We start from the raw sequence: 20,052 nt of genomic DNA, 5'->3' as shown, positions 1-20,052 counted from the left end.
CGCAACTGCAAGACCTGTCACCCGGTCCCGACCTATGGTCGCGATCGGGTGATTTGCTCTGGTAGACTTGCCAGCACGGCGCTTGTCCCCGACAGGCGCCGTGTTGTTTTATGTGAAGCCCGCCGATTCAGGATTCGAGCCTCTAGCCATGAGTGATCAGATTTACGCCGAGCGTCCCGAGCTTGACCTGCAGACCACTGCATTGAAAATTCCGCCGCACTCCATCGAAGCCGAACAGGCTGTACTCGGTGGTGTCATGCTGGAAAATACCGCGTGGGAGCGGGTTGCCGAGCTGGTCAGCGAAACGGATTTCTATCGTCACGATCATCGCCTGATCTTCCGTGCGCTGGTGCGTCTGGCTGGGCGCAATCAACCGTTTGATGTGGTCACCCTGGCCGAGGATCTGGACCGGGAAGGGTTGATCGATCAAGTTGGCGGCCTGGCCTATCTGGGGCAACTGGCCAAGAATACCCCCTCGGCCGCGAACATCGGCGCTTATGCGCAGATCATCCGCGAGCGCGCGACCATGCGCCAGTTGATCAGCGTCAGTACCGAAATCACCGACACCGCGTTCAACCCCAAGGGCCTGCAGCCCAATGAGGTGCTCGACGATGCCGAGCGCAAGATCTTCGCGATTGCCGAAAGCCGCCCCAAGACCGGCGGCCCCGAATCGGTCAATACGCTGCTGACCAAGGCCATCGATCGTATCGATACGCTGTTCAACAGCGAAGGTTCGATCACCGGCCTGTCCACCGGCTTCACCGATCTGGATGGCATGACCTCTGGCCTGCAGCCGGCGGACCTGGTGATTGTCGCCGGTCGTCCGTCCATGGGTAAAACCACCTTCGCCATGAATCTGGTGGAGAATGCGGTCATGGGCGGTGAGAAGGCGGTATTGGTGTTCTCGCTGGAAATGCCAGGTGAATCGCTGATCATGCGTATGCTGTCGTCCCTGGGACGTATCGACCAGACCAAGGTCCGCTCCGGTCGCCTCGACGACGAGGATTGGCCGCGGCTGACCTCGGCAGTGAATCTGCTGAATGATCGGAAACTCTTCATCGACGATACCGCTGGCCTGTCGCCCATGGAAATGCGCGCCCGGGCGCGGCGGGTGGTGCGTGAGCACGGTGATCTGGGGTTGATCATGATCGACTATCTGCAATTGATGCGGATCGGCGGCGCCTCATCGGAGAACCGTACCAACGAGATTTCCGAGATTTCCCGCTCGCTCAAGGCCTTGGCCAAGGAATTCAACGTGCCGGTGGTGGCTCTATCTCAGCTCAACCGCTCGCTGGAGCAGCGACCGAACAAGCGACCGATCAACTCGGACTTGCGTGAATCCGGCGCTATCGAGCAGGACGCCGACGTGATCATGTTCGTCTACCGGGATGAGGTCTACCATCCCGACACCCAGGACAAGGGCATCGCTGAGCTGATCATCGGCAAGCAGCGGAACGGTCCTATCGGCACGTGCCGCATGGCCTTCATTGGTAAATACACCCGATTTGAAAACCTCGCGCCCGGTTCATACCAGGGCTACGGGGAGGAGTAGGTAATGGCGCTCAGCATGCCGGCGGCCCGACCGCTGTTCGATCATCCCCGCTATTGGGCCGAGTGCTTCGGACCGGCGCCTTTCCTGCCGATGAGTCGTGCGGAAATGGACCAGTTGGGGTGGGACAGTTGCGACATCATCATCGTGACCGGGGATTCCTATGTGGATCACCCGTCCTTCGGTATGGCCATCATCGGCCGTCTGCTGGAGGCCCAGGGCTTTCGTGTCGGCATGATCAGCCAGCCCAACTGGCACAGCAAGGACGACTTCATGCAGCTGGGCAAGCCGAACCTGTTCTTCGGGGTCGCCGCCGGCAACATGGACTCCATGATCAACCGCTACACCGCTGATCGCAAGATTCGCTCTGATGATGCCTACACCGCTGGCGGCAAGGCCGGCAAGCGTCCGGACCGCGCCAGCCTGTCCTATTGCCAGCGCTGCCGCGAGGCCTACAAGGATGTGCCAGTGATCCTCGGTGGCATCGAGGCGTCGCTGCGACGCATTGCCCATTACGATTACTGGCAGGACAAGGTCCGACCCTCGCTGCTGATCAACACCAAGGCCGATATCCTGATCTACGGCAACGCCGAGCGGGCCGTGGTGGAAGTCGCCCATCGCCTGAGCCGTGGCGAACCCGTTGGCAGCATGACGGATATCCGCGGTACGGCGTTCATCCGCAAGGACACGCCGGAGGGTTGGTTCGAGCTGGACTCTACCCGCGTAGACCGGCCCGGTAAGGTCGACAAGATCATCAACCCCTACGTTAACACCCAGGATACCGCCGCTTGCGCGGTAGAGCAGGCGGCGGGGGATGCGCCCGAGACGGCGACTGAGGCTGAGGTGCAGGTCGTCGAGCTGCTGCATCATCCGCGGTTGGAGCGCGACCGTACCGTGATCCGTCTGCCTTCCTATGAGAAAGTGCGCAATGATCCGGTGCTCTATGCTCACGCCAACCGCGTGCTGCACCTGGAAACCAACCCCGGCAACGCCCGGGCGCTGGTGCAGCGTCACGGGGATCGGGACGTCTGGTTCAATCCGCCGCCGATTCCCCTGAGCACCGAAGAAATGGATTACGTGTTTGGGCTGCCCTATGCGCGGATTCCGCACCCGGCCTATGGTGATGCGAAGATTCCCGCCTACGACATGATCCGCTTCTCGGTGAACATCATGCGCGGTTGTTTCGGTGGCTGCACTTTCTGCTCGATCACCGAGCACGAAGGTCGCATTATCCAGAGCCGCTCCCACGAGTCGATCATCAACGAGATCGAAGAGATCCGCGACAAGGTGCCGGGCTTTACCGGGACCATTTCCGATCTCGGCGGGCCGACTGCCAATATGTATCGTCTGGCCTGCAAGAGCCCGGAGATCGAGGCGTCCTGCCGCAAGCCGTCCTGCGTATGGCCGGGCGTTTGCGATAACCTCAATACCGACCATTCCTCGCTGATCGGACTGTATCGCAAGGCGCGCGAGTTGCCGGGCGTCAAGCGCATCCTGATTGCCTCGGGCTTGCGTTACGACCTGGCGGTACGTTCGCCGGAATACGTCAAGGAGCTGGTGAGTCATCATGTCGGTGGCTATCTGAAGATCGCTCCCGAGCATACCGAGGAAGGCCCGCTGTCGAAGATGATGAAGCCGGGCATCGGTAGTTACGACACCTTCAAGAAGATGTTCGAGAAGTACAGCCGGGAGGCAGGCAAGGAACAATATCTGATTCCCTATTTCATCGCCGCCCATCCGGGTACCACCGATGAAGACATGATGAATCTGGCCCTGTGGCTCAAACGCAGCGGATTCCGGGCGGATCAGGTACAGGCGTTCTATCCCTCTCCGATGGCAACTGCCACAGCCATGTACCACTCAGGCAAGAACCCGCTGCGCAAGGTGGGTTACAAGACCGAAGAGGTGGGCATCGTCAAAGGTGAGAAGCAGCGTCGTTTGCACAAGGCATTCCTGCGTTATCACGATGCCAACAACTGGCCGATGCTGCGCGAGGCGCTCAAGGAAATGGGCCGCGCCGATCTTATCGGTAACAGCAAGCAGCATCTGATTCCGACCTTCCAGCCGGCGATCGAAGGCGGCTACCACAGCGCCCGGCGCAAGCAGTCCACCAAGCCGGGCACTCCGAAGGCCGGCCAGCTGCTCACTCAGCACACTGGCCTGCCGCCGCGGGAAACCGGTGCCGGCAAGAGCAAGCGGCGTGGTGGGGCAAATCGCCCGCAACGTTGAATGACCGCCCGGCTCCTGACGGAGCGGGGCGGTACTCTCTGGGCAGGTAATTCGATCTATGGCGACCATTGAAGCATTTCAATGGTCGAGGCCGTATCGTCGGGGCAGTATGGTTGGCAGTTCAAACAGGAGGAGCTGCCCCCATGTCGATCAAAACCATAGTCAACACCCTGCTGGCCAACTATGCCGTCGCCACGACGGGTGCAGCGGTCCGGCTGCATTCACAGGCGGGCTCTCAACGGTCCTTTGATCGGGGCGTTCGCTGCGCCATCCAATGATCCAGTAGCGCCTTGAGTTGGGCCAGGTCGATCGGCTTGGCCATGTGGCCATTCATACCGGAGCGACGTGCCCGCTCGCGATGCTCCGGGAGGATGTGAGCGGTCAGGGCAATGATCGGAATCGGCGACAGGGCATGTTGCTGCTCCCATTGGCGGATCTGCTCCGTGGCGGTAAACCCGTCCATCTCCTGCATCTCGCAATCCATCAGGACCAGGTCATAACGATTCTGGGTAACCGCTTGCACCGCCTCCCGGCCATTCTCCACCGCCTCGCAGGCCACTTTCAGTTTTGACAGCATGCCCTGAATCACACGGGTGGAAACGGCGTTGTCCTCAGCGACCAGCACCATAAAATCAGCCTGTTCCGAACTCTGTTCCGAAGGCTGCTGCGCTTCCCGGCGCAGCGTGGCGGTGGCTTGTTCGCGACGTTGCAGCCAGCCGTCGATCAGGGTAGCCCGCAGAGTATGGCCGGATACCGGTTTGTTCAGCACCCGGTGGATCCCAGCATTACGGGCAACGATACGGCTGGGCAGCTGGTTCACGCCGGTCAGCATGACCACCAGCAGGTCATTGCTGATGATCGGGTCGTCCTTGATCTTGCTGGCCAGTTCCAGGCCGGTCATGCCGGGCATGGACTGGTCGACCACCAGGATATCGAAGGGGCTGTCAAGGTTGGCCTGGGCGCGCAGGATGGCCAGCGCCTCACGGCCGCTGGAGGCGGTGCGGGGTGCCATTTGCCAGGCGCTGGCCTGCTGCTGCAGTACCTTGCGGGAGGTGGCATTGTCATCGACGATGAGGATGCTGCGGTCGACCAGACAGCGGCCCTGTTGATCGGCCTCCACCGGGCTGTCGATAAAGCGTGCCGGTATCGACACCCACACGGTGGTCCCGGCAGCCGCCGCGCCGCCGGGCAGTCCTCCGGCGCCTTCCTTGATACCCACCTGGCCACCCATCATGCGGATCAGCTGTTGCGAAATGTACAGCGACAACTGTCCCTGGCCTTCAAGTATGCGCAGCAGTCGCTCACCGGGGGTGGCAATGTCCAGCAGGCTGCTGCGGGCATCGGCACTCATGCCGTGGCCGCTGTCCTGAATGGCCAGACGCAGCACCGGGAGGTCGGAGGCCTGACGTTCCAGACCGACGGCCAGTAGAATCTCGCCGTCGGCAGTATTCAGCGTGGCACTGTTCAGCAGACTCATGATGACCTGCCGCAGACGGGCCGGATCACCTTCCATCAATTGGGGGACATCCGGGTGAATAAAGCCGATGAGTTCTATTGGCTGGCTGGCGAGGCGGTTGCGATGGTTCTCGAGGCAGTCATTGATCAATGCGTGCAGGTCGAAGCGCAGGTTATCGAGCGTCAGTTGCCCGGACTCCAGCCGTGAGATGTCCAGAATGTCATTGATCAGGCTCAGCAGCTCGGTGCCTGATCCATGGATGGTCTGCACGTAATCGCGTTGCTTGGACGAGAGGGCCGTGTTGAGCAGCAGCTCGGACATGCCCAGCACCCCGTTCATGGGCGTGCGAACTTCATGACTGATGCGGGCCAGGAACTCCGCCCGGGCATTGCGCTGAGCCAGCAAGGCCGCTTCCTCGTGGCGCTGCCTGACGCGCTTGATCATGTTGCGTTGCAGGCGCCGGTAAAGGCTGGCGGAATAGCAGGCCAGCGCGCCCCACAACAGAAAGTCGACCAGGTGCCGGGTCAGGTCATGGGGCGGTACACCGAGCGCCTGTTCGAGCAGCCAGCTACCGATCAACAGCAGCGTGCCGCACAGAAACAACCGGTCGATATGCTCACGCCGCCACAGCATTACGGCGCTCAGCAAGGCCATGGTCAGCGGCAGACCGATGCGTACGATCGACAGCGTCTGTTCGAGCAGACCGGGCAGTGCGATGCTGAGCAGTAGTATGAGGGCGCCGACCAGCAGAATGGCGATGCGCTCACTGCGATCACCCGCGGTGCCGGGGATCGGATACAGGCCATGCAGGGTCGCGGCAAGTACAACCAGGCCGGACAGATGCAGCAAGGCCCCGGTACGGCCTTGTAGGAACTCCAGGTTATGCAGCGCCCAGCCGACGCCGCTGAGGCTGCTCAGGCCGAACAGGAGGGCGCTTATTGCCATGAGCAGATGCAGCGGGTCGTTGCGCAATGAACCCTGCAACAGGCAATTCAACGCCAGCCCCAGCAGCAGACCGACCAGCATGCCCTGCAGCGCCTGATGCCGGGTGTGGATGCGGGTGGCTTCGCTCAGTGTCACCAGACTGATATGCGTGCTGACCGGATAATCGTTCTGTAGCCGTACCAGTAGTTTCTGTTCGGGGCTGGCCTGCACGTTGATGGGAAAGGCGAAACCCTCATGGGGCAGGGGCACCGTGGCGCGGGCATTGGTGGTGCCGCCGGTATACGCCGCGCGCAACACATCGTTTCTCAGGAGATAAACATGGATACGGGCAATGCTCGGGTTGTGCAGTTCCAGCAGGTAGGTGTCCTGATGCTGCAATGGCACCTGCACCCACAGTGCGGCAGTCCCGCCGGGCAGTTTGAAGGGGCTGCCGGTGCTGGGAACGAACAGGTTGGCGTAGCGATTGGAAAGAATGTCATTCAATGCCAGCTGACCGCTGGTATCGACGAAGGTCTGGTAGCCTGAATGCGCACTGCCAGCGTCCTGAGCCCACAGATTGTCCATCAACAGACAAAGGCCCACCAGACTGGCGCACAACAACCTCAGAGTCTGCTTCAATTTATCTGTCCTATCCTTGGGCAATGAACGACTATTCTGCTGAGCTGCACGGCCGAGTGCAAGGCTGGCCTGGTGATAGCCACGGCATGGCAGATAACCCGCCGACCGGACCAAGGGTCGGCGGGTTGTAAATCAGCTTTCCCGCTCGATGGCGCGGTAGCCGATATCCGAGCGGTAGAAGCAGCCATCCCAGCTGATCTTTTCGGCAAGATCATAAGCGCCCTGCTGCGCTGCCTTGACGCTGTCACCCAGTGCGGTGGCGCACAGCACACGTCCACCTTGGGTGACGACGTTGCCGTCCTGCAGCGCGGTACCCGCATGGAATACCTTGCCATCGGCGCTGGTCGCCTGATCGAGACCGCTGATAACCTGGCCCTTGGCATAGTCGCCCGGGTAGCCACCGGCCGCCAGCACCACGCCCAGGCTTGGGCGAGGATCCCAGCGGGCATCGGTACGGTCTAGGTTACCTGCGAGGGCAGCCTCGATCAGCTCCACCAGGCTGCTCTGCAGACGCAGCATGATGGGCTGGGTCTCTGGGTCACCGAAGCGGCAATTGAATTCGATCACCTTGGGTGCGCCCGACTTGTCGATCATCAGGCCAGCATACAGGAAGCCGGTATAGACATTTCCTTCAGCCGCCATGCCGCGCACGGTCGGCCAGATGACTTCGTCCATGACCCGCTGGTGTACTGCACTGGTCACCACCGGTGCGGGGGAGTAAGCGCCCATGCCGCCGGTATTGGGGCCGGTGTCGCCATCGCCGACCCGCTTGTGATCCTGGCTGGTGGCCATCGGCAATACATGCTCGCCGTCGACCATGACGATGAAGCTGGCTTCCTCGCCATCCAGGAACTCCTCGATGACTACCCGTGAGCCGGCTGCACCGAAGGCGTTACCCGCCAGCATGTCGCGGACCGCTGCTTCGGCCTCTGCCAGTGTCATGGCGACGATCACGCCCTTGCCGGCGGCCAGGCCGTCGGCCTTGATCACGATCGGCGCGCCTTTGTCACGCAAGTAGGCCAGCGCCGGTTCGACTTCGGTGAAGTTGGCGTAATCGGCGGTGGGAATCTTGTGGCGCGCCAGGAAGTCCTTGGTGAAAGCCTTGGAGCCTTCCAGTTGGGCGGCGCCGGCAGTCGGGCCGTAGCATTGCAGGCCGCGCTCGCGGAACAGGTCGACCACGCCCGCAACCAGCGGGGCTTCAGGGCCGACGATGGTCAGCGCAACGTTGGCAGCGGCAAAGTCGGCCAGCTTGTCCAGTTCCAGCACATCAATGGCCAGGTTCTCGCACTTGGCCTCGATTGCGGTACCGGCGTTACCCGGGGCGACAAAGACTTTCTCGACGCGCTCATCCTGCGCCACTTTCCACGCCAGGGCATGCTCACGCCCGCCACTGCCGATAATCAGTACATTCATTCTGTATACCTCAAAATTGCATTTGGGGTTCCGCTAGCAACTCGAAACAAGGCCGCGCTGAAGCCAGCAGATGCGGCTTCAGCGCGGCCGTAACCCTACTCAGTGACGGAAGTGACGCATGCCGGTGAATACCATGGCAATACCGGCCTCATCAGCGGCATCGATCACTTCCTGGTCGCGCATGGAACCGCCGGGCTGGATCACCGCACGGATACCCACGGCCGCAGCGTTATCGATACCATCGCGGAACGGGAAGAAGGCGTCGGAAGCCATGACCGCGCCCTCGACCGGCAGACCGGCATGTTCAGCCTTGATGGCGGCAATGCGCGCGGAGTTGACCCGGCTCATCTGGCCGGCGCCCACACCGATGGTCTGGCGGTTGCTGGCATAGACGATGGCATTGGATTTAACGAACTTGGCTACCTTCCAGGCGAAAATCAGGTCGTGGATTTCCTTCTCGGTCGGCGCGCGCTTGGTCACCACTTTAAGGTCGGCTTCGGTGATCATGCCGGTATCCCGGCTTTGCACCAGCAGGCCGCCATTGACGCGCTTGTAGTCCAGGTCCTGGACCCGTTCGGCCGGCCACTGGCCGCATTCGAGCAGGCGCACATTGGCTTTGGCGGCAACAATGTCGCGGGCTTCGGCGCTGACGCTGGGCGCGATGATCACTTCGACGAACTGGCGCTCGACAATAGCCTTGGCTGTGTCGCCGTCCAGCTCGCGGTTGAAGGCGATGATGCCGCCGAAGGCGGATTCGCTATCGGTGGCGAAGGCCAGCTCATAAGCCTTGCGAATGCCACCTTCGTCTTCCGGGACCACCGCTACACCGCAGGGGTTGGCGTGCTTGACGATGACGCAAGCCGGCTTGCTGAAGCTCTTGACGCACTCCAGCGCGGCGTCGGTGTCGGCAACATTGTTGTAGGACAGTTCCTTGCCCTGCAGCTGGGTGGCGGTGGCGATGCAAGCCTCCGCCGGCTCGGCTTCGCGGTAGAAGGCGGCACTCTGGTGCGGGTTCTCCCCGTAGCGCATGTCCTGAGTCTTGATGAACTGGCTATTGAAGGTGCGCGGGAAGGCGGCGCGCTCATCGGTGCTCAGGGTGTCGCGGGCCTGGTCGATGGTGCCCAGGTAGTTGGCGATCATGCCGTCATAGGCGGCAGTATGCTCGAAGGCCTTGAGCGCCAGATCGAAACGCTGGGCGTAGGTCAGGCCACCTTGTTTGAGGCCGTCCAGCAGGCTGGCGTAATCACCAGCATTGACCACGATCGCGACATCCTTGTGGTTCTTGGCTGCCGAGCGGACCATGGTCGGGCCGCCAATGTCGATATTCTCGATAGCGTCGGGCAGGGTGCAGCCGGGTTTGGCCACGGTCGCCGCGAAGGGGTAAAGGTTGACCACCACCATGTCGATCGGCTGGATGCCATGCTCGGCCATGACCGCGCCATCCAGGTCGCGACGGCCGAGAATGCCGCCATGGATCTTCGGATGCAGCGTTTTCACCCGACCGTCCATCATTTCCGGGAAGCCGGTGTAATCGGCGACTTCCACGGCGTCGATGCCATTGTCCCGCAGCAGTTTGTAGGTGCCGCCGGTGGACAAAATGTCCACGCCCAGCGCGCTGAGTTCACGGGCGAAATCGACAATACCGGTCTTGTCCGAGACGCTGATCAGCGCGCGGCGTACCGGCAGGCGGGTGGTTTGGTCGGTCATCTTGGATCCATATCAGGTTGGTGAAAAAACAGCTTCAAGCGGCGAGGCTTCAAGCGAAAAACAGATTGCGCGCTCAGAGCAGGCCGTACTGTTTGAGCTTTTTGCGCAGGGTGCCGCGGTTCAGCCCCAGCACCTCCGAGGCGCGGGTCTGGTTGCCGCGCACGTAGTCCATGACACTTTCCAGCAACGGCGCTTCGATTTCCGCCAGCACCATGTTGTAGACGTCGGTGACATCCTGGCCGTCCAGATGCTCGAAGTAGTTACGCAGCGCCTGTTCGACACTGTCGCGCAGGGTCTGTGTTCCGGCCAGGGGGTCGTTCGGGGGGCAGGATAGATCTGCCTCGGGGGTCTCGCTCACGGGTAGGTTTCCGTCGATCTGGGATGTATTCAGTTGGTTCATGCCGCGAGGCCTCCATCCATCAAGCGGTTGAAGAAGTCTGCAATCGCAAGGCGTTGCTGCTGGGCACAATCCATGCGGTTGAAGTGGCGGCGGAACTCTTCGGCTCCGGGGAGTGCTTCCAGTTGCCAGCCGACATGCTTGCGGGCGATGCGCACGCCCTGCTGTTCGCCATAGAATTCATGCAAGGCATCAAGGTGAGTCAGCAGCAGGGTCTGCTGCCAGGCCAGGCCCGGTTCGGGCAGCGATTCGCCGTGGCGCAGATAGTGCTCGATCTCGCCAAAGATCCAGGGACGGCGCTGGGCGGCGCGGCCGATCATTACCGCATCGGCGCCGGTCTGCTCCAGCACATCGAGGGCTTTCTCCGGAGAGTCGATATCGCCATTGGCGAACAGCGGGATGGAAATTGCCTGGCGGATGCGGGCGATGGTGTCGTACTCGGCCTGCCCGGTGTACAGCTCGCTGCGGGTGCGGCCATGCACGGCCAGTGCCTGGATACCGCTCTGCTCGGCGATGCGCGCGATCGTCACGCCGTTGCGGTGCTCTGGGTCCCAGCCGGTACGGATCTTCAGCGTCACCGGAATATCCACGGCGCCGACCACGGCTTCAAGAATCTCCGTCACCAGCCGCTCGTCGCGTAACAGGGCGGAACCGGCGGCCTTGTTGCAGACCTTCTTCGCCGGGCAACCCATGTTGATATCGATAATCTGGGCGCCATTGTCGCGGTTCATCCGCGCGGCATCGGCCATCATCTGCGGGTCGCCGCCGGCAATCTGCACTGAACGGGGTGCCGGCTCGCCGCTATGATCGAGGCGTTGGCGGGATTTGCGGCTATGCCAGAGGCGGGTATCACTGGTGACCATCTCCGAGACCACCAGGCCGGCACCCAGTTTCCGGCACATGCTGCGGAATGGGCGATCTGTTACACCGGCCATGGGAGCCAGGATCACGCGGCTGGTCAACTGATAGGGTCCGATGCTGATCACTGCATGTCCATCCCTGTACTCGTTGGTCAATGGTGTGCGCCCCAAAACCGCAGGACGTGTTCGGGCAGGGTCAGAAATGTGAAGAGGGCCGCTATCATACCTGCTACCGATGACCATATAAAGACTGTCTGGCTGATATTTGATCAATGGATCGACTGAGTCGTGCCAAGCCCCATTGCTCAGGGGCTGGCAAATTCCAGACTGTAGCCGCTGGCCTGCGGGCCCGGATCAAGCATATCGAGGGCCACATGGATTGGCGTCTGTGGTGGCATCAGCCGGACGCCGGCCAGCTCACCCGAGAGATACTCTTCCGGTCGGAAACGCCGGCTGGCCACATTACGACCACCAGCATCGGTGAAGTGCATCTGCAACACCGGAAACGGTTGCTCGAAATCCGCCCGGTTGTAGAGAATCACATCGATGGCCAGGGCGTTGGGAAACTCGGGATGCTGACGCACCAGCAGATTGGCGCTGCGGATACGGCTGATATCCACCCGTGCCGGTAGTTCGCATTGGGCGAGAAAGCACAGGTTCTCGAGCAGCGGCCGGCTGCGCTGGTCACGGGCCAGGGCATCGAAATTGTAATAGATGAACTGTGCCGGCAAGGCCAACAATGCCAGCACACAGAGCGTGCCCCACAGCCAGGGGCGCTGACGGCGGCGGGCCGGCGGCGTTTCCAGTAGCGCCTCATCCAGTGCTGGCCAGAGCATGGGGCTGATGATCGGCTCCTGACGGTCATCAGCCCCCGGGCCATCGGCGACGGTCGGGTCGGCTGCGATGGCTGCCGACCCGGTATCGTCGCTAATGGGCTCAGGTGCGGGTCGGGGCGTATCGGCGGGCTGGTCGCGGCGGAAGATGCCCCGGTCGGCATACTCCTCATCGACTGGTCGCAGGCTCTGGATGCCACGCCGGTTATGGTCGAAGTCCGGGCCAAAGTCCTGGGCCGGAGGCGTGGCGAGAAAGTCCTCATGCAGATCGGCGAAACCGTCGGTTGCCGGCTCGTCAGCTTGCGCCTCGACGGTGGTCTGAGTAGCGGCAGGGGGCTCGGTCGCTGCCGCTTCCAATCCGGTGCGCCGATGGCCGGTCATGCCACCGGGGTTGACCTCATCGATGATCGACTCGTCCAACCCCAGGGCCTGCAGGTCGGGTTCATCCATATCGTCATCAAGCAATGCGGACTGCCGTTGCGGTGCCGCCGGCTGCGGTGCTGAAGCGGGTGGTGATGCAGGCACGGCGGTATCGGCAGCATGGAAGACTTCCAGGCAGGCACCACAACGCACATTGCCGGCGGCGACCTGCAATTGTTCCGGTGTCAGCCGGAAACGGGTCTGGCAAAAAGGGCATTGGGTGACCAGCAGCTCGCTCATGTGAATCCTTTTCCGGCGATCAATCGGGACGCATCGCTATGCAATATGCGCGATATTGTGCCCGCAAGCACATCACGGCGCTACGTCGCGCCGTACACCGCTGACCCGAATCCAGCCATCCTTGTTGGCTACCGGGTCCAGCTCGAAGGCGTCACGGTAGGCAGCCAGGATATCCTCGGTTTGCTCGGCGAGAATACCGGATAGAGCGATGCGCCCGCCGGGCTTGACCAGGGCGGTCAACTGCGGCGCCAGGCTGACCAGCGGGCCGGCCAGGATATTGGCTACTACCAAGTCCGCCGGCTCGGCCGGCATGTCAGCGGGCAGGTATAGCGGCAGGCGTGCGTCCGCCAACTGGTTGCGCTGGGCATTGTCCCGGGAGGCTTCCAGGGCCTGGGGGTCTATATCGGTTCCCACGACCCGGTCGGCGCCCAGCAGCAGCGCGGCGATGGCCAGAATGCCCGAGCCACAACCGAAGTCGATCACCTGCAAGCCGTCCAGTTGTTGGCCATCCAGCCATTCCAGGCACAAGGCGGTGGTCGGGTGAGTACCTGTGCCGAAGGCCAGGCCGGGGTCCAGCAGCAGATTCACCGCGTCCGGCTCCGGCGCCTCGTGCCAGCTGGGTACGATCCACAGGCGACGGCCGAAGCGCATCGGCTGGAAGTTGTCCATCCAGCTGCGTTCCCAGTCCTGGTCGGCGATCTCTTCGAATTGGTGTTCCGGTAACTCGCCTGGCCAGATCTGTTGCAGTTGAGCGAGCAGGGTTTGCGGGTCGGCGTCGGCTTCGAACAGCGCCAGCAGATGAGTGTGCGACCACAATGGCGTCGTACCCAGGTCCGGTTCGAAGATCGGCTGATCCTCGGCGTCCATAAAGGTTACCGACACGGCGTCCAGCCCCAGCAGCAGGTCCTCCATCGGCTCGGCCTGATCGGGGGTAATGGCAAGACGCAGTTGGAGCCAGGGCATAATGTTTCCTTGGGAAAAAGGGGAAGCTTAAAGCTAACAGCGGAAATAAAAAACCGGGAAGCGATGCTCTGCCTCCCGGTCCGGTTGATAAGCTGACAACGAGCTTATCGGATCAGCTGATACCCAGCTTGTGTTCCAGGTAGTGGATGTTGACTCCACCCTTGCAGAACTCGGGGTCCCGCACCAGTTCACGGTGCAGCGGGGTATTGGTCTTGATGCCGTCAACCACCAGCTCATCCAGGGCGTTGCGCATGCGCATCATGGCTTCATCCCGGCTGGCGCCGTAGGTGATCAGCTTGCCGATCAGCGAATCATAGTTCGGCGGTACCTTGTAGCCGCTGTACAGGTGCGAATCTACCCGCACGCCGTTGCCACCGGGCGCGTGGAAGAAAGTCACCGTACCGGGGCTTGGCATGAAGCTGTTCGGGTCTTCGGCGTTGATCCGGCACTCGATGGAATGACCACGAATGACCACATCTTCCTGCTTGATGCTCAACGGCTCGCCGGCGCAAATACGGATCTGCTCCTTGACGATGTCGATGCCGGTAACCATCTCGGAGATCGGGTGCTCCACCTGAATCCGGGTGTTCATCTCGATGAAGAAGAACTCGCCGTTCTCATAGAGAAACTCGAAGGTACCGGCGCCACGGTAGCCCAGGTCGATACAAGCCTGAACGCAGCGGGCCTGAACCTCGGCACGGGCCTTCTCGTCGATACCGGGGGCAGGGGCTTCTTCGATGATCTTCTGGTGGCGGCGTTGCAGGGAGCAGTCGCGGTCGCCCAGATGAATGGCGTGGCCCTGGCCGTCGGACAGTACCTGCACTTCCACGTGACGCGGGTTGGTCAGGAACTTTTCCAGGTAGACCATCGGGTTGCCGAAGGCCGCGCCGGCTTCGGTGCGGGTCAGGCGGATCGATTTGATCAGCTCTTCTTCCTTGTGCACCACGCGCATGCCGCGACCACCACCACCACCGGCGGCCTTGATGATCACTGGATAACCGACCCGACGGCCGATCTTCAGGCACTCGTCCTCGTTCTCGGGCAACGGACCATCGGAGCCGGGCACCGTCGGTACGCCGGTCTTCTTCATGGCGGCAATGGCCGAGACCTTGTCACCCATCAGGCGAATCACCTCGGCGCTGGGGCCGATAAAGGTGAAGCCGGAATTCTCGATCTGTTCGGCGAAATCGGCGTTTTCCGCTAGGAAGCCGTAGCCGGGATGGATACCGTCGGCGCCAGTGACTTCCGCCGCGCTGATGATGCGAGGGATGTTCAGGTATGACTCGGTCGCGACGGCCGGGCCGATGCAGACGGTTTCGTCAGCCATCGCCAGGTGCATGAGTTCGCGGTCGGCAGTGGAATGCACTGCCACGGTCTTCAACCCCAGCTCTTTGCAGGCGCGGATGATGCGCAGTGCAATTTCGCCACGGTTGGCTATGAGTACTTTCTGCATCGCAGCCTCCGGGTCGGGCTCAGGCGATGCTGAACAGGGGTTGATCGAATTCCACCGGCTGGCCGTTGTCCACCAGGATCGCCTGGATGACACCGGTCTTGTCCGCTTCGATGTGGTTCATCATCTTCATGGCTTCAACGATGCACAGCACGTCGCCGGCCTTGACGGTCTGGCCGACTTCAACAAAGGAAGGCGACTCAGGCGACGGCGAGCGATAGAAGGTACCGACCATCGGCGAGCGAACCAGATGGCCGGACGGCTCGGCCGGAGCGGCTTCGGCGGCAGGGGCGGCGGCAGCCGGAGCTGCGGCAGGTGCTGGTGCAGCGGCGACCGGGGCCTGGAAATACTGTTGGGGCATGGCGGCCTGCTGGCTGTGCCGGCTTATCCGAACGGATTCTTCGCCTTCGTGAATCTCCAGCTCGTCGATGCCGGATTCTTCAAGCAGTTCGATGAGTTTCTTTACTTTGCGGATATCCATTGGTACTTGCGCTCCAGGGCAAATGTTGATCGTTTCAGTTTTGTTCGAGTCTGCGTACAGCCGCTTGCAGAGCCAGTGCGTAACCTTCAGCTCCCAGCCCGCAGATGACTCCCTCGGCGATGTCCGAAAAATAGGAGTGATGACGGAAGGCTTCGCGTCTGTACACGTTGGAAAGATGCACTTCGATGAATGGGATGCTCACCGCCAGCAATGCGTCACGTATTGCGACGCTGGTATGGGTAAAGGCGGCGGGATTGATGATGATGAAATCGATGCCTTCGTCCCGGGCGGCGTGAATGCGGTCGATCAGCTGGTACTCGGCGTTGCTCTGCAGCACCTGCAGCTGGTGACCATCGCGCTGGGCCTGTTCGAGCAGTCGGTTGTTGATCTGCTCCAGGGTGACGGCACCATACACACCGGGTTCGCGGCTGCCGAGCAGATTCAGATTGGGTCCATGCAGAACCAGGAAACTGGCCATTCAGAAAATTCCGGGGCGTTGGTTGGCAATTGACTCGACGGTCATCAATGGGCGAAGAGTTTGCCGGATTACTAAAGAGCTGTCCAGAACCAGTGGTATGTCATCAGATGTCAGCATGATGGCTGGGTTTTTGCGGAATTTGATTGAGGAGGGCGGAGCCCATCAACCAGCCTCCACCGCTGCATTCATATAGCGAATGAAAGTCTCGCGCGGCACTTCGCCCTGAATCCGTAGCTCTGGAATCTCCTGCCCCTGGCTATCCAGAAACAGGAACGCGGGCGGTCCGAACAGTTGTTGTTCGGTCAGCCAGGCGCGTTGGTCGGCTGTATTATCGGTCACATCCAACTGCACGCGTACGAATCCGTCCAGGCCCGCCCGCACGCTGGGATGGTTGATGATCTCCCGCTCAATCACCTTGCAGCTGATGCACCAATCGGCGGACAGCTCGACGATCGCCGGACGACCTGCTGCACGCGCCTGCTCCAGTTGTTGGCGGACCCCCTCGGCGGTGGTGACCTTGGTGAAATAGCTGGTTTCGCTGTTGTTGACTGCGGAGCTGCTGTTGGCAAGCGCGTGCAGCGGCCGCAGCGGATCGGAATTGCCGGCCAGCGCGCCGAACAGGGCAGCGGCTGAGTAGATGGCGAACAACAGCGCCGCAGCCTGGGCCACCCGGGCGATGCCGCTGCGCGGCCCCCGGTCGAACAGGCCGAGCTGGACGGCAACGCCTGCCGCCAGTGCTGCCCACAGCGCCAGGCTCAGCGGGCCGGGAATGATTCGTTCCAGCAACCAGATGGCCACGGCCAGCAAACCGAAGCCGAAGGCCTGCTTGACCTGGTTGAGCCAAGGGCCGGAGCGGGGCAGCAGGGTCTTGCCGAACATCGCTACCAGAATCAGAGGCACACCCATCCCGATGGCCAGGGCGAACAGGCGCAGGGCGCCGCCCCAGGCGTCACCAGTGGCGCTGATATAGATCAATGCGCCGGCCAGTGGCGCGGAAATGCACGGCGAGACCACTAGTGAGGACAGCGCGCCCATGACCGCCGCGCCGGGGATCGAGCCACCCTGGGCGCGATTACCGAGATTTTCCGCCGGGCCGCGGATAAAGGCGGGCAGGCGCAGGTTGAATACGTCGAACATGGCCAGGGCGAAGACCACGAAGAAGACGGCGAACACGCCCAGCACCCAGGGCGATTGCAGGCGTGCCTGGATATTCAATGCGGCGCCGAACAGGCCGATCAGCGCACCGACTGCGGCGAAGGTAAGCGCCATGCCAAGTACGTAGCTGAGCGACAGAGCAAAGGCCCGCGGGCGATCGATATTCTCGCGGCCCAGCACCATGCTGGTGAGAATCGGCACCATGGGCAGCACGCAGGGAGTGAAAGTCAGCGCCAGGCCGGCGGCGAACAGCAACAGCAGCGACAGCCACAGGGAGGAGTCATTGGCAGGCGCTGTGCTGTCGGCAGCGGAGCCGGTGCTGCCTGAGGCGCTGGTGCCGCCTGCAGACGGCAGGTCCAGCAGCAGAATCTCCGGTGGATAGCACAATCCGGCATCGGCGCAGCCCTGGTACTCGACGCGCAACTGGCTGGCCGGGGCGCTGCCCGGCGCGACAGCCAGCTGCACGTTGAGGCTGTTGTAGTACACCTCGACATCGCCGAAGAACTCGTCGGTGCGGTCCACGCCATCCGGCAGTTTGACCTGGGTGATCTGACCATCGCCACCGAGCAGCTCGAATTTCAGCCGGTGCCGGTACAGGTAGTACTCAGGAGCGATGTCGAACTGCAGCTGGATGCGTTCGTCCTCCGCCTCGACAATACCGGCGCGAAAGGCCTGGTGCACCGGTAGAAACTCGGTGGTGCTGCCCACATTGGCGCTGCCGAACAGGTTATCGAGCCCGGTATTGCCTGCGGTATTGGCGCTAGCCAGGGCAGCGTTGCCGAGCAGCAGGGTGATCAACAGAAGACGTATCAACGACATGGGCATATCCGAAAAGAGCTTGCCGGTATATTAAAGGCTGGCGCCGCGAATACCAGTGACACATTGCCACCGGATTTATCAGGCACGTTCGATCCGGTCTGGATGGATGACGATGAGCCCCTGGCGGTAGAGTCCGCCGATGGCCTTTTTGAAGCTGCCTTTGCTAACGCCGAACAGCCGGGCGATTTCCGGAGCCGCGCTCTTGTCGCTGAGGTTCAGCACACCATTGTTTTCTTCCAGTGTCTGCATGATCAGCGCCTGCAGGCTGTCGCCAGCATCGCGTCCCACCGGCTGCAGGCTCAGGCTGACCTTGCCGTCCGGGCGTACTTCGCGGATATATCCCCGTTCGCGCCGGCCGGGCCGCAGGGGTTTGAACATCTCGTTCTTGTGCACCAACCCCCAGTGACGATGGTTGATGATCGCCTTGTAGCCCAGGTCCGAGGGCTCGACGATCAGCAGGTCCACGGTTTCGCCAGACTGATAGCTGGCTGGCGTCTGGTCGAGGTGGCGGTCCAGTCGCGCGGTGGCGGTGATGCGTTCGCTGTGTTTGTCGAGATAGACATACACCACGCAATGATCGCCGACCTGGAGCGGGCGTTTCTCCTCGGAATGCGGCAACAACAGGTCCTTGGGCAGTCCCCAATCCAGAAACAGCCCGACGCGGGTAATCTCGACCACCTTGAGGCTGGCAAATTCCCCCACCTGGACCTTGGGTCGCTGGGTAGTGGCGATCAGCTTGTCTTCGCTGTCCCGATAGATGAACACTCGCAGCCAGTCGCCGATCTCGGTGGGCTGATCCTTGGGGATGTAACGATTGGGCAGCAGAATCTCACCATGTGGGCCGCCGTCGAGGTAGAGGCCGAAGCCCGTATGTTTAACGATCGACAGGTTGTTGAAGTGTCCGATGGCGGCCATGAATAGTGTCCTGAGAGGCGGGAGCAGTCATTCTAACCGAAATGGGTCAAAAGGGCCGCTCTGAACGGTCTGAGCGGTGTGAACGCCGGGCACAGATGCTATGCTTGCGGCTGCACAGAGAAGGGGAGAGGGTCGATGAAATTTTCCAGGCGTAGACGCGATACCGAGGGCGGGGCAGGCCTGCTCGATAACGAGAACAAGCGAGTGCTGGGCAAGACGATAGCCGTGGTGCTGTTGGTTTATCTGGTCGTCTGTTTGCTGCTCGGTTGGTACTGGAGTCGCGAGCCTGATCTGGAAGATCTGAACGTCGTGCCGGTGGGCAATATGGACTCGCTGACCACGGGCTCCTACACAGCCCGCACCGTCAGGGAAGTTGCCCGTACCTTGCTGGACAAGCCCGGCGGTTTTATCAGCAATGACATCACTCCGCCCGGTCTTTGGCTGGACAACATGCCCAGCTGGGAATTTGGTGTGCTGGTGCAGGTACGAGATATTACCCGCTCCATGCGCCGCGACATGGCCCGCTCGCAATCCCAGTCCACTGAAGATGCGGCTCTCTCCAAGGCCGAGCCGCTGTTCCACTTCGATCACAAAAGCTGGGCCCTGCCCGCCAGTGAAAATGAATACCGTGCCGGGATCCGGCAGCTGGATGATTACATCGAGCGCCTGGAAAGCGGCAACGCCAGTTTCTACACCCGTGCCGACAACCTGGCTGGCTGGATCAACGATGTCAGCACGCGACTGGGCTCGCTGTCCCAGCGACTGTCGGCCAGTGTGGCTCGCACTCCCTTGAACGAGGGCGGGCGTGAACGCAAGCAGACCCCATGGTTGCAGATCGACAACGTCTTCTACGAAGCCCGCGGCAGTGCCTGGGCGCTGGTCCACCTGCTGCGCGCGGTGGAGAAGGATTATGCTGACGTGCTGAACAACAAGAATGCTCTGGTCAGCCTGCGTCAGATCATCCGTGAGCTGGAGGCCACCCAGGCCCCCATGTGGAGCCCGATGATCCTCAATGGCGGCGGTTTTGGCGTGTTGGCCAATCATTCGCTGGTCATGGCCAATTATCTGTCTCGCGCCAACGCGGCCCTGATCGACCTGCGTCGATTGCTTGAGCAGGGTTGAGG

Annotated in this window: 15 protein-coding genes; 3 read left to right on the top strand and 12 right to left on the bottom strand. The window is 61.6% G+C overall.

The window, feature by feature from the left end; genetic code table 11:
• Nucleotides 1–148 precede the first annotated feature (148 nt).
• Together dnaB and DHB74_RS01755 are read left to right on the top strand one after the other, a co-directional pair.
• Nucleotides 149–1,552, top strand: a complete 1,404-nt coding sequence (gene dnaB / locus DHB74_RS01760) for a replicative DNA helicase (protein ID WP_036988706.1) — start codon at nucleotides 149–151, stop codon at nucleotides 1,550–1,552.
• 15 nt (nucleotides 1,553–1,567) lie between these two features.
• A complete protein-coding gene (locus DHB74_RS01755; protein ID WP_348273410.1) occupies nucleotides 1,568–3,778 on the top strand; it encodes a YgiQ family radical SAM protein in 2,211 nt (736 codons plus the stop codon).
• A gap of 235 nt (nucleotides 3,779–4,013) precedes the next feature.
• Here DHB74_RS01755 and DHB74_RS01750 read toward each other — a convergent pair whose 3' ends face one another.
• The 12 genes from DHB74_RS01750 to DHB74_RS01695 form a co-directional block, all read right to left on the bottom strand.
• Nucleotides 4,014–6,797: a response regulator gene (locus DHB74_RS01750; protein ID WP_280164473.1), complete on the bottom strand. Its 2,784-nt coding sequence runs from the start codon at nucleotides 6,795–6,797 to the stop codon at nucleotides 4,014–4,016.
• 132 nt (nucleotides 6,798–6,929) lie between these two features.
• Complete coding sequence (gene purD, locus DHB74_RS01745; protein WP_136869622.1) at nucleotides 6,930–8,210, bottom strand: phosphoribosylamine--glycine ligase; 1,281 nt, start codon at nucleotides 8,208–8,210, stop codon at nucleotides 6,930–6,932.
• Nucleotides 8,211–8,309: 99 nt separating this feature from the next.
• Nucleotides 8,310–9,917 (bottom strand): bifunctional phosphoribosylaminoimidazolecarboxamide formyltransferase/IMP cyclohydrolase, encoded by a 1,608-nt coding sequence (gene purH, locus DHB74_RS01740; RefSeq protein WP_499160643.1) that lies wholly within the window; start codon nucleotides 9,915–9,917, stop codon nucleotides 8,310–8,312.
• 73 nt (nucleotides 9,918–9,990) lie between these two features.
• The gene (fis, locus tag DHB74_RS01735; RefSeq protein WP_036988711.1) at nucleotides 9,991–10,317 is read right to left on the bottom strand and encodes a DNA-binding transcriptional regulator Fis; all 327 of its coding nucleotides are present in this window, start codon (nucleotides 10,315–10,317) and stop codon (nucleotides 9,991–9,993) included.
• Nucleotides 10,314–11,249 (bottom strand): tRNA dihydrouridine synthase DusB, encoded by a 936-nt coding sequence (dusB, locus tag DHB74_RS01730; protein WP_235833931.1) that lies wholly within the window; start codon nucleotides 11,247–11,249, stop codon nucleotides 10,314–10,316. The genes fis and dusB overlap by 4 nt, the downstream gene beginning before the upstream one ends.
• Before the next feature lie 230 nt (nucleotides 11,250–11,479).
• Nucleotides 11,480–12,667, bottom strand: a complete 1,188-nt coding sequence (locus DHB74_RS01725; protein ID WP_499160642.1) for a zinc-ribbon and DUF3426 domain-containing protein — start codon at nucleotides 12,665–12,667, stop codon at nucleotides 11,480–11,482.
• Between the two features lie 72 nt (nucleotides 12,668–12,739).
• On the bottom strand, nucleotides 12,740–13,630 hold the full coding sequence (gene prmA / locus DHB74_RS01720; RefSeq protein WP_074778018.1) for a 50S ribosomal protein L11 methyltransferase: 891 nt from the start codon (nucleotides 13,628–13,630) through the stop codon (nucleotides 12,740–12,742).
• A gap of 112 nt (nucleotides 13,631–13,742) precedes the next feature.
• Complete coding sequence (gene accC, locus DHB74_RS01715; RefSeq protein ID WP_074778020.1) at nucleotides 13,743–15,083, bottom strand: acetyl-CoA carboxylase biotin carboxylase subunit; 1,341 nt, start codon at nucleotides 15,081–15,083, stop codon at nucleotides 13,743–13,745.
• Nucleotides 15,084–15,102: 19 nt separating this feature from the next.
• Complete coding sequence (accB, locus tag DHB74_RS01710; protein ID WP_036988715.1) at nucleotides 15,103–15,561, bottom strand: acetyl-CoA carboxylase biotin carboxyl carrier protein; 459 nt, start codon at nucleotides 15,559–15,561, stop codon at nucleotides 15,103–15,105.
• Between the two features lie 34 nt (nucleotides 15,562–15,595).
• Complete coding sequence (gene aroQ / locus DHB74_RS01705) at nucleotides 15,596–16,039, bottom strand: type II 3-dehydroquinate dehydratase (protein WP_136869627.1); 444 nt, start codon at nucleotides 16,037–16,039, stop codon at nucleotides 15,596–15,598.
• 162 nt (nucleotides 16,040–16,201) lie between these two features.
• Nucleotides 16,202–18,013 (bottom strand): protein-disulfide reductase DsbD, encoded by a 1,812-nt coding sequence (gene dsbD / locus DHB74_RS01700; RefSeq protein ID WP_235833923.1) that lies wholly within the window; start codon nucleotides 18,011–18,013, stop codon nucleotides 16,202–16,204.
• A gap of 78 nt (nucleotides 18,014–18,091) precedes the next feature.
• Nucleotides 18,092–18,928: a CvfB family protein gene (locus DHB74_RS01695; RefSeq protein ID WP_074778026.1), complete on the bottom strand. Its 837-nt coding sequence runs from the start codon at nucleotides 18,926–18,928 to the stop codon at nucleotides 18,092–18,094.
• 135 nt (nucleotides 18,929–19,063) lie between these two features.
• Between DHB74_RS01695 and DHB74_RS01690 the strand changes: the two genes are divergently transcribed.
• Entirely contained in the window at nucleotides 19,064–20,050 is a 987-nt protein-coding gene (locus DHB74_RS01690; RefSeq protein WP_036988721.1) for a DUF2333 family protein, read from the top strand.
• Nucleotides 20,051–20,052 lie beyond the last annotated feature (2 nt).

The sequence above is a fragment of the Pseudomonas sp. G11-1 genome, assembly GCF_024031555.1.
Lineage (GTDB): Bacteria > Pseudomonadota > Gammaproteobacteria > Pseudomonadales > Pseudomonadaceae > Halopseudomonas > Halopseudomonas bauzanensis.
The sequence above is the reverse complement of the archived record's forward strand: the minus strand, read 5'-3'. Positions and strand labels throughout refer to the sequence as shown.